The 8,212-nt window shown below is 65.3% G+C and carries 9 protein-coding genes and 1 pseudogene; all 10 read left to right on the top strand.

The features are described 5' to 3' along the window. The first annotated feature begins 61 nt into the window (after nucleotides 1-61). Nucleotides 62-1,291, top strand: coding sequence for a hypothetical protein (locus PK606_RS04335; RefSeq protein ID WP_324561076.1), 1,230 nt, complete (start codon nucleotides 62-64; stop codon nucleotides 1,289-1,291). Beyond that, on the top strand, nucleotides 1,254-2,261 hold the full coding sequence (locus tag PK606_RS04340; RefSeq protein ID WP_324561078.1) for a hypothetical protein: 1,008 nt from the start codon (nucleotides 1,254-1,256) through the stop codon (nucleotides 2,259-2,261). Before PK606_RS04335 ends, PK606_RS04340 begins: the two co-directional genes overlap by 38 nt. Nucleotides 2,262-2,443: 182 nt before the next feature. Further along, entirely contained in the window at nucleotides 2,444-2,656 is a 213-nt protein-coding gene (locus tag PK606_RS04345) for a helix-turn-helix domain-containing protein (RefSeq protein ID WP_324561080.1), read from the top strand. Further along, a complete protein-coding gene (locus PK606_RS04350) occupies nucleotides 2,653-3,123 on the top strand; it encodes a hypothetical protein (protein WP_324561081.1) in 471 nt (156 codons plus the stop codon). Before PK606_RS04345 ends, PK606_RS04350 begins: the two co-directional genes overlap by 4 nt. Nucleotides 3,124-3,125: 2 nt before the next feature. Beyond that, nucleotides 3,126-4,031, top strand: coding sequence for an ATP-binding protein (locus tag PK606_RS04355; protein ID WP_324561083.1), 906 nt, complete (start codon nucleotides 3,126-3,128; stop codon nucleotides 4,029-4,031). A gap of 2 nt (nucleotides 4,032-4,033) precedes the next feature. Next, on the top strand, nucleotides 4,034-4,612 hold the full coding sequence (locus tag PK606_RS04360; RefSeq protein WP_324561085.1) for a hypothetical protein: 579 nt from the start codon (nucleotides 4,034-4,036) through the stop codon (nucleotides 4,610-4,612). 14 nt (nucleotides 4,613-4,626) lie between these two features. Further along, complete coding sequence (locus PK606_RS04365) at nucleotides 4,627-6,300, top strand: DEAD/DEAH box helicase (RefSeq protein WP_324561087.1); 1,674 nt, start codon at nucleotides 4,627-4,629, stop codon at nucleotides 6,298-6,300. After that, complete coding sequence (locus tag PK606_RS04370) at nucleotides 6,297-6,719, top strand: DUF6511 domain-containing protein (RefSeq protein ID WP_324561089.1); 423 nt, start codon at nucleotides 6,297-6,299, stop codon at nucleotides 6,717-6,719. The genes PK606_RS04365 and PK606_RS04370 overlap by 4 nt, the downstream gene beginning before the upstream one ends. Next, nucleotides 6,719-7,474: a PD-(D/E)XK nuclease family protein gene (locus tag PK606_RS04375; protein ID WP_324561091.1), complete on the top strand. Its 756-nt coding sequence runs from the start codon at nucleotides 6,719-6,721 to the stop codon at nucleotides 7,472-7,474. The genes PK606_RS04370 and PK606_RS04375 overlap by 1 nt, the downstream gene beginning before the upstream one ends. Further along, a pseudogene (locus PK606_RS04380) lies at nucleotides 7,471-8,212 on the top strand (AAA family ATPase); the annotation flags it as partial. The gene PK606_RS04375 and the pseudogene PK606_RS04380, both read left to right, overlap by 4 nt.

The following is an 8,212-nucleotide window of genomic DNA, read 5'->3' on the forward strand; positions in this document are numbered from 1 at the left end:
TAGTCCCCTTGTTCCGCCCGCAGGCGCTGAACTATAAAAACCATAGCTAAGGGAGGCCATCATGAACGACGCTGAAAATCTATCCAAGCTGCTGACGCACTTGCCACCGGCGGTTTTTCGGGACTTTGTCATCAGCGAGTTCCACCTGTCCATGCCGGAGTTGGACCCGAAGCAAGGTAAGCGGGAGCAACGCGCCGCGATGGCGACTGAGTTGTCGTCCTTGTCCGTTGCCAGCAGACGCAAGCTCGAGGAGGTGGCCGAGCGCATCATGCTGCTGTGCGATGGACCAGGTCAGGACGCCGTCGAGGTACTGAGCCTCAGTATCGTGGGCGCCAAAGCCAAAGCAGAATTTGCCGCCTGTCCAAGCCAGTACGAGCGTGCGCTCTGGCTGCATGTGAAGGCTGGCATGCTGTTCGACGAAGCCCTGAACGCTCGCCAGGCAGACGTATTTCGCCAAAGCCTGACCTGCTATTCAGGCTTCGTGGCCCCGAAGGATCTCATCGTCTTGGATGACGAGGTGGCGCAGCAGGCGTTCCGTGAGGCAGTCGCAGCGCACTTCTTCTGCAGCGTGGACACCGTGGCGGTCCAGGTCTTCAAGCGGCTTCGCCCCGACACGCTGACTGGTGATGACGTTGATCTGTACCAAATCAGTGTGCATCACAACCGTCCACCCGAGATGGTCGATCTGGTTGAAGACAGCCAACTCGTATCAGCGCCTGTGATTCGTGCCACTTCATCGCACATCACCTACGAACCTACCGAGGGTCACTTGGAGGTCTTGTCGAAAGATACGGCAGGCCGCACGTCGCTGGCGCTCATTGCTGCTGATACCCTGCTGAAATCGCCGATCAGCGGGGACACGATCCCGCTGAAGCAATACGACTTTCAGAGTCTGGCCGCACCGCGCCACTTCGATCTCACCGGCGAACCGGTGCAGTATGTGAAGGTGCTGGAACTCGGCTTCAGCAAGCCAGAGTTCCGCTCTCTGGTGGTAAAGATCGGTGCCAGGGATGCAGAGGACATCTATACGGCAGCCAGAAGCCTCATCGGACCCGGCTTTGACTTCGGGCGCCACCATCTGACCTACGCACTGATCTCCATTCGTACCAAGAAGATAGGTCGAGAGCGTGCCCGCACCCTGCGCGTCGTTCTGCGTCACGAGAATAAGTGCAACGTCAAGACCAAGCGCGAAACCGACCGCGCACTGTGCGACCGGCTGCTCAGTAAATGGGGCTTGGTCAAGGAGCTTGGAAGTGACCCAACCACGTCTGTCGACCCAAGCGCTGCTTGAACTGCTGGCTCTATTCGACCAGTCGGTCACCCCTATTCTGGACGCCGAGGGCAATCGGATTTGGGGCGTCCCAGGCTGGACGCTGCCACGTTCAATGGCACTCGATCGCAAAGAACTGCAAGCTTGGACTGTGTGCACCGGCTACGCAGGAAGCATCGGCGCGCCCTTCGGCGACGAGATCGTCCCAGTCGATCTGGTTGAGTCCGACGAACCCGATATTTACGAGTACAGCTGTCCGGAAACCTACCGCACACGACAAGTCGGCGCCGACCAGGCAGCCGTGCTGGAAGTCGACAGCATCCAGTTGTTGAATGAGCTGGCCGACTTGCTCAACATTGCCCAAGTCAAGCGTGGCGGCATTCAGGCGCCACGTATCGATCGCATCCTTTGGTGCCTGGGCGACGCGCGCGTCGGGCCAGCGATGACACCGGTGTGGATCGTTCGCGGGCTTGCTACCCATGTAGATCAGATCTATTCATCGCTGCTGGATACCCGACTTCCTGCGCAAGGCTTGATCCTCAGTGCCGGTCATGAGCTGCCAAGCATCATTCGTTCGCCGCGCCACTACCGGGTGGCCTATATGCGCCATGCCTTGGTCGACTACGCCCCGAGTCCTTGCCTGGACTTGCACTATCTGGAGCGGGTGCTGACCTCGAGCGAGGATGGCATCAGGCCGAGTGCGTTGCCGGTCGATTTCACCAATGGCGTCCTGCGAATTCGGACCAAACCACATGCATGGGTCGTCAACGGGGACCGGCAAAAGCGGGCCATCGACTACATGTACGCCGAGGCCCAAGAAGGTCGATGGGAACTGGATGCGAGCTCGATCCTCGCCGCTGCCTACCATGACCGTCCTGATCCGCAAGATCGAACCGTACGGAAGATGCAGGACCTGTTCAAGCACAACGAGCAGTGGCGGGGCTTCATCGCCAACCCGCGCAGGGGAAAGTACGGGTTCAAGCTCGACTGAGAGCACTGGCCTCCGAGGCACATCAACACCGCCAATACGGCGGTGTTTTGTTTTCTGAACCCAGAAAACGCACCCACTGACACCGCCCCCACATCCGCCCCCACATGCGGCCGGTTGCCGCCCCCACATCCTCAATCCGATCCTCACCTCACCAATTCGCAATCCCTTGAAAGGAGCAATTCGTGAGTATCAAACACCTCAACCAACGCCAACTGGCGGACCGTTGGGACGTCAGCGAAGCCACACTGGAGCGCTGGCGTTCTGAAGGCATCGGCCCTGTCTTCCTGAAACTGCAGGGGCGCGTGCTGTACCGCCTCGAAGACCTGGAGGCCTTCGAGGCCGACAGCCTGCGCAAGAGTACATCGGAACGCGCCCCGGTGGGAGGTGTCGCATGAGCACCGTCACCGCCGATCAACTGCTGGCCACACCGGCCAGCGAGCTTGCGCAAGGCAGCGCCGAAACGCTGCTCCAGCTCAAGACCCGCGCCGCCGAGTGGCTCGCCTCGGCCAAGGCGGTCGACAGTCATATCGATCATGCGCTCTCGCTGCGCTACGCCGAGCAGGCGCACCAGCTGCGGCTGGCCGCCGGCAAGGACACCGGCGTCGTGCACTTCGACGACGGCGCCGTCCGCATTACCGCCGAGTTGCCCAAGAAGGTCGAATGGGACCAGGCCCAGTTGCGGGACATCACCCGCCGCATCGCCGCTGGCGGCGAGGACCCGGGCGAATACGTCGAGATCAGCTACCGCGTCGCCGAGGGCAAGTACAACGCCTGGCCCGAGACCCTGCGGCAAGCCTTCGCGCCGGCGCGCACGCTCAAGACCGGCAAGCCCACGTTCCGCCTGAGCTTGGTGGAGGAGTGACCATGACCACCTCCTCTCTCCTCAAGCTGCCGATCATCTCGGCCGACCAGCGCCTGGCCGAACGCCGTGGCGTCAAGGGCGTGCTGGTGGGCAAGAGCGGTATCGGCAAGACCTCGCAGCTGTGGACGCTGGACCCGATCGCGGCGCTGTTCATCGATCTGGAAGCCGGCGACATCGCGGTCGATGGCTGGGGCGGAGACACGCTGCGTCCCCGCACCTGGCCCGAATGCCGCGACTTCGCCGTCTTCATCGGCGGCCCCAACCCGGCGGTGCGCGATGACCAGCCCTACAGCCAGGCGCACTTCGACGCCGTCTGCGCGCGCTTCGGCGACCCGGCCGTGCTCGACAAATACGAAACCGTGTTCGTCGACAGCATCACCGTCGCTGGCCGCTTGTGCCTGCAATGGTGCAAGGGCCAGCCGCAGGCCTTCTCCGAGAAGACCGGCAAGCCAGACAACCGAGGCGCGTACGGCCTGATGGGCGCCGAGATGATCGGCTGGCTGACCCACCTGCAGCACACGCGCGCCAAGAACGTCTGGTTCGTCGGCATCCTGGACGAGAAGCTGGACGACTTCAACCGCCGCGTGTACTCGCTGCAGATCGATGGCAGCAAGACCGGCCTGGAGTTGCCCGGCATCGTCGATCAGGTCGTCAGCCTGGTCGAGCTCAAGGCCGACGACGGCAGCAGCTACCGCGCCTTCGTCTGCCAAACGCTCAACCCCTGGGGCTATCCCGCCAAGGACCGCTCCGGCCGGCTCGACGCCATCGAGGAGCCGCACCTCGGTCGCCTGATGCAGAAGATCGCCGGCCCCGCCCGGCCCGCCCTTGAGCGTCTGCACTTCGCGCGGCCCGCTGCCGCCGCCCCCTCCGAAACCTCCCCCGAATCCACCTCCACCGAGGAGTCCTGATCATGACCTACTTCGACTTCAATTCCGCCGCCGAGCAATCTTCGTTCGACCTCATTCCCAAGGGCAGCCTGGTGCGCGTGCGCATGACGGTGCGCCCGGGCGGCTTCGATGACCCGACCCAAGGCTGGACCGGTGGCTACGCCACGCGCAACGCCAGCACCGGCTCGGTCTACCTGAACTGCGAGTTCGTCGTCACGGAGGGGCCGTTCGCGCGCCGCAAGATGTGGAGCCTGATCGGCCTGCACAGCCCGAAGGGTCCTGAGTGGGCCAACATGGGCCGCACCTTCATCAAGGCGATCCTCAACTCCGCGCGCGGCGTCCACCCCGGAGACAACGCCCCCACCGCGCAGAACGCGCGCCGCATCGCCGGCTTCAGCGACCTCGATGGCATCGAGTTCCTGGCCAAGGTCGACTGGGAGAAGGACCAGAACGGCGAAGACAAGGCCGTCGTCAAGACCGCCATCACGCCAGACCACAAGGACTACTCGGCGCTGATGACGGGTGTGCACGCGCCCGTGGCCAGCGCCCCCGCCGCCACGCCGGCGGCACCGGTCGGCGGGCGTCCCAGCTGGGCGCAGTGAAGGGGACCACAGCCATGATGCTCCGTCCCCGCCAATCCCTGCTGGTCGATCGCACGCTGGCGGCGCTCACCGCGCACGGCAACACGCTGTCAGTGGCGCCCACCGGCTCCGGCAAGACCATCATGCTGTCGGCGGTGGCCGGCAAGCTGCTGGCCGAGCCGGACGCCAAGGCCTGCATCCTCGCCCATCGCACCGAACTCACGGACCAGAACCGCGAGAAGTTCGGTCGCGTCAATCCGGGCATGAGCACCTCGGTGTTCGACGCCCAGGAGAAGTCGTGGCAAGGCCAGGCCACCTTCGCCATGGTGCAGACCCTGTCCCGGCCGTCGCATCTGGCGCAGATGCCGACGCTGGATCTGCTGGTCATCGACGAGGCGCACCACGCCTCCTCGCCCAGCTACCGCGCGGTGGTCGATCAGGTGCTGACGCGCAACACCAGCGCCAGCATCTGCGGCCTCACGGCCACGCCCAATCGGGGCGACGGCAAGGGCTTGCGCGAGGTGTTCTCCAACGTGGCCGACCAGATCACGCTGGGCGAGATGATCGCCGCCGGCCATCTGGTACCGCCGCGCACCTTCGTCATCGACGTCGGCGTGCAGGACGCCCTGCGCCAAGTGCGCCGCAGCGCGAGTGACTTCGACATGGACCAGGTCGCCTCCATCCTCGACAAGCAGCTGATCACGGCCGAGGTGGTCAAGCACTGGAAGGCGCACGCCGCCGCCCGCAAGACCATCGTGTTCTGCTCGACGGTCGCGCACGCGCAGCACGTCTGCGAAGCCTTCGTCGAAGCCGACGTGCCGGCCGTGCTGGTGCATGGCGAGCTGTCTGACGCCGAGCGCAAGGCGCGTCTGGCGCAGTACGAGTCCGGCCCGGCGCAGGTGGTGGTCAACGTCGCCGTGCTCACCGAGGGCTACGACTACACGCCGACCGGCTGCGTCGTGCTGCTGCGCCCGAGCTCGTACAAGTCGACCTTCATCCAGATGGTCGGCCGGGGCCTGCGCACCGTGGATCCGGCCGAATTCCCGGGCGTCGTCAAGACCGACTGCATCGTGCTCGACTTCGGCACCGCCAGCCTGATGCACGGCTGCCTAGAGCAGGAAGTCAATCTCGACGGCCATCTGGCCGATGGCATCGCGCCGACCAAGGACTGCCCCGAGTGCGGCGCGGTCGTGCCGCTGGCCTGCATGGAGTGTCCGCTCTGCGGCCATGTCTGGGAACGGCAGGAGGAAGAACACGGCGTGCTGGCGGACTTCGTCATGAGCGAGATCGACTTGCTCAAACGCTCCAACTTCCGCTGGTGCGACCTGTTCGGTTGCGACGACGCGCTGATGGCCACCGGCTTCAACGCCTGGGGTGGCATCTTCTTCCTCAGCGGACGCTGGTACGCGATCGGCGGCGGCAAGGGCCTGCCGGCGCACCTGCTCGGTGTCGGCGAGCGCACGGTGTGCATGGCGCGCGCCGACGACTGGCTGAACGAACACGAATCGGCCGATTCGGCGCACAAAACGCGGCGCTGGCTGAACGAGCCGCCGACGGAGAAGCAGCTGCGCTACCTCCCTGAAGCCGTGCGGGCCGACTTCGGCCTGACGCGCTACCAGGCCTCGGCCCTGCTGTCCTTCCAGTTCAACAAGGCTTCAATCCAGCGCCTGGTGGTTGCCGCCAACGACAGCCATCGGGAGGCGGCTTGAGATGCGCGATCTGTTCACGCCAGGCACGCGGCTACGGCTGGTTCAACGCGCGCCTGCCACGCCACGATCCGGCGCGCTGCTCGCACCGCTGGGTGTTCTGCTCACGCCGCTGCCAGAACGTGTTCTGCCGGCTGATGCACAAGACGGAGGGTCGCATGGTCGATCCCACTGAACTTGAACTGGCCGCCATGCATGCCTGCCTCGGGCCGCTGGGCGAATGCGTGGCCAGCATCGGCATGGATCGTCCGCTGGCCGATTACAGCCAGGCCGAGGTGCTGCGCCTGATCGAAGTCGTGGTCGATGCCTACCAGGCGCACATGCTGGAAGAGCACGAACGGCTGGCGGCACTCGATCGGGCGCATTGGGAGGCGCGCCTGTCGCGCGTCACCGCAGGGCTCGGCCCAGGAGGCGCGCGCTGATGCTGGACTTCAACCATCGTCCGAAACTGCATGAGCAGATCGGTGAGCTCATCGATGCCGCCCTGAGTCGTGAGCGATCGGCGCAAGCGCCGCGCCACTACCTCGGTGCGTCGCGCCTGGGAGTCGCCTGCGAGCGTGCGCTGCAGTACGAGTACCTGCACGCGACCGTGGATCCCGGCCGCAAGATCCCAGGCCGCATCCTGCGTGTGTTCGAAGTCGGCCACGCGCTGGAGGAACTCGCCATCCGCTGGCTGCGCCTGGCCGGCTTCGATCTGTACACGCAGAAGGCCAGCGGCGGCCAGTTCGGCTTCTCGGTCGCGGGCGGTCGCATCCAGGGCCACGTCGACGGCGTGATCCAGGCGGCACCCGCGGAGCTCGGCCTGCAAGGCCCGGCCCTGTGGGAGTGCAAGACCATGAACGACAAGTCCTGGCGCGAGACCGTCAAGCTCGGCGTCGCCCGGTCAAAGCCGATTTATTCGGCGCAGATGGCGGTCTACCAGGCCTACATGGAAGGCAGCATCCCCGGCATCTCGACCCAGCCGGCACTGTTCACTGCCATCAACAAGGACTCGCAGGAAATCTGGTTCGAGGCCGTGCCCTTCGATGGCGCGCTGGCGCAGCGCATGTCGGATCGCGCGGTGCGCGTGCTCCGTGCCGCCGAGTCGGGCGAGCTGCTGCCACGCCACACGACCACGCCGACCCACGTCGAGTGCAAGTTCTGCCCTTGGCAAGACCGCTGCTGGAGTGGCCAATGATCGGTGCCAACGTGGTGTGGCTCGACTTCAACGACGCGGGCGAGCCGCGCGAGGATCTGGCCAGCGACACCGAGGCCTTGCGCGCTGGACTCCTGGACCGGCTGGAAGCGGCCTTGCACCACCTGTTCCCGCATGGCAGCAGCCGTGGCGGCAAGTTCTACATTGGCGACACCGATGGCTCGCCCGGCAAGAGCCTGGTGGTGGAGCTGGAGGGTGCGCGGTGCGGCCTGTGGAAGGACTTCGCCACCGACGAAGGCGGCGACGCCATCGAACTGTGGGCGCGTGCACAAGGCCTGTCGGCACAGCACGACTTCCCGCAACTGGCGGCCGAACTCCGCCAGTGGCTCGGCCAGGCGCCGCCTGTCGCGCGCAACTCGGTTCGCAAGGTGGCCCTGGACGAGCTCGGCCCGTACACCGCGAAATGGGACTACTGCGCAGCGAACGGTGAGCTGATCGCCTGCGTCTATCGCTTCGATCCGCCCACCGGCAAGGAGTACCGGCCCTGGGACGTGCGCGCACGCATGTGGCGCGCGCCCGATCCGAGGCCGCTGTACAACCTGCCGGGAATCGCGTCGGCCATGCAGGTCGTGCTGGTCGAGGGCGAGAAATGCGCCGACACCCTGATCGGGCTGGGCATCCCCGCGACCACGGCCATGAACGGCGCCCGCGCCCCAGTCGACAAAACCGACTGGTCGCCGCTGGCGGTCAAGGCGGTGCTGATCTGGCCCGACTGCGACG

The sequence above is a fragment of the Ottowia sp. genome, assembly GCF_035444425.1.
Classification (GTDB): domain Bacteria; phylum Pseudomonadota; class Gammaproteobacteria; order Burkholderiales; family Burkholderiaceae_C; genus Ottowia.

What these genes read in the sequence shown, in the direction of transcription:
- PK606_RS04335 (WP_324561076.1), top strand. Translation starts at nt 62, where the DNA reads ATGAACGACGCTGAAAATCTATCCAAGCTGCTGACGCACTTGCCACCG.
- PK606_RS04375 (WP_324561091.1), top strand. Translation starts at nt 6,719, where the DNA reads ATGCTGGACTTCAACCATCGTCCGAAACTGCATGAGCAGATCGGTGAG.
- PK606_RS04360 (WP_324561085.1), top strand. Translation starts at nt 4,034, where the DNA reads ATGACCTACTTCGACTTCAATTCCGCCGCCGAGCAATCTTCGTTCGAC.
- PK606_RS04365 (WP_324561087.1), top strand. Translation starts at nt 4,627, where the DNA reads ATGATGCTCCGTCCCCGCCAATCCCTGCTGGTCGATCGCACGCTGGCG.
- PK606_RS04350 (WP_324561081.1), top strand. Translation starts at nt 2,653, where the DNA reads ATGAGCACCGTCACCGCCGATCAACTGCTGGCCACACCGGCCAGCGAG.
- PK606_RS04355 (WP_324561083.1), top strand. Translation starts at nt 3,126, where the DNA reads ATGACCACCTCCTCTCTCCTCAAGCTGCCGATCATCTCGGCCGACCAG.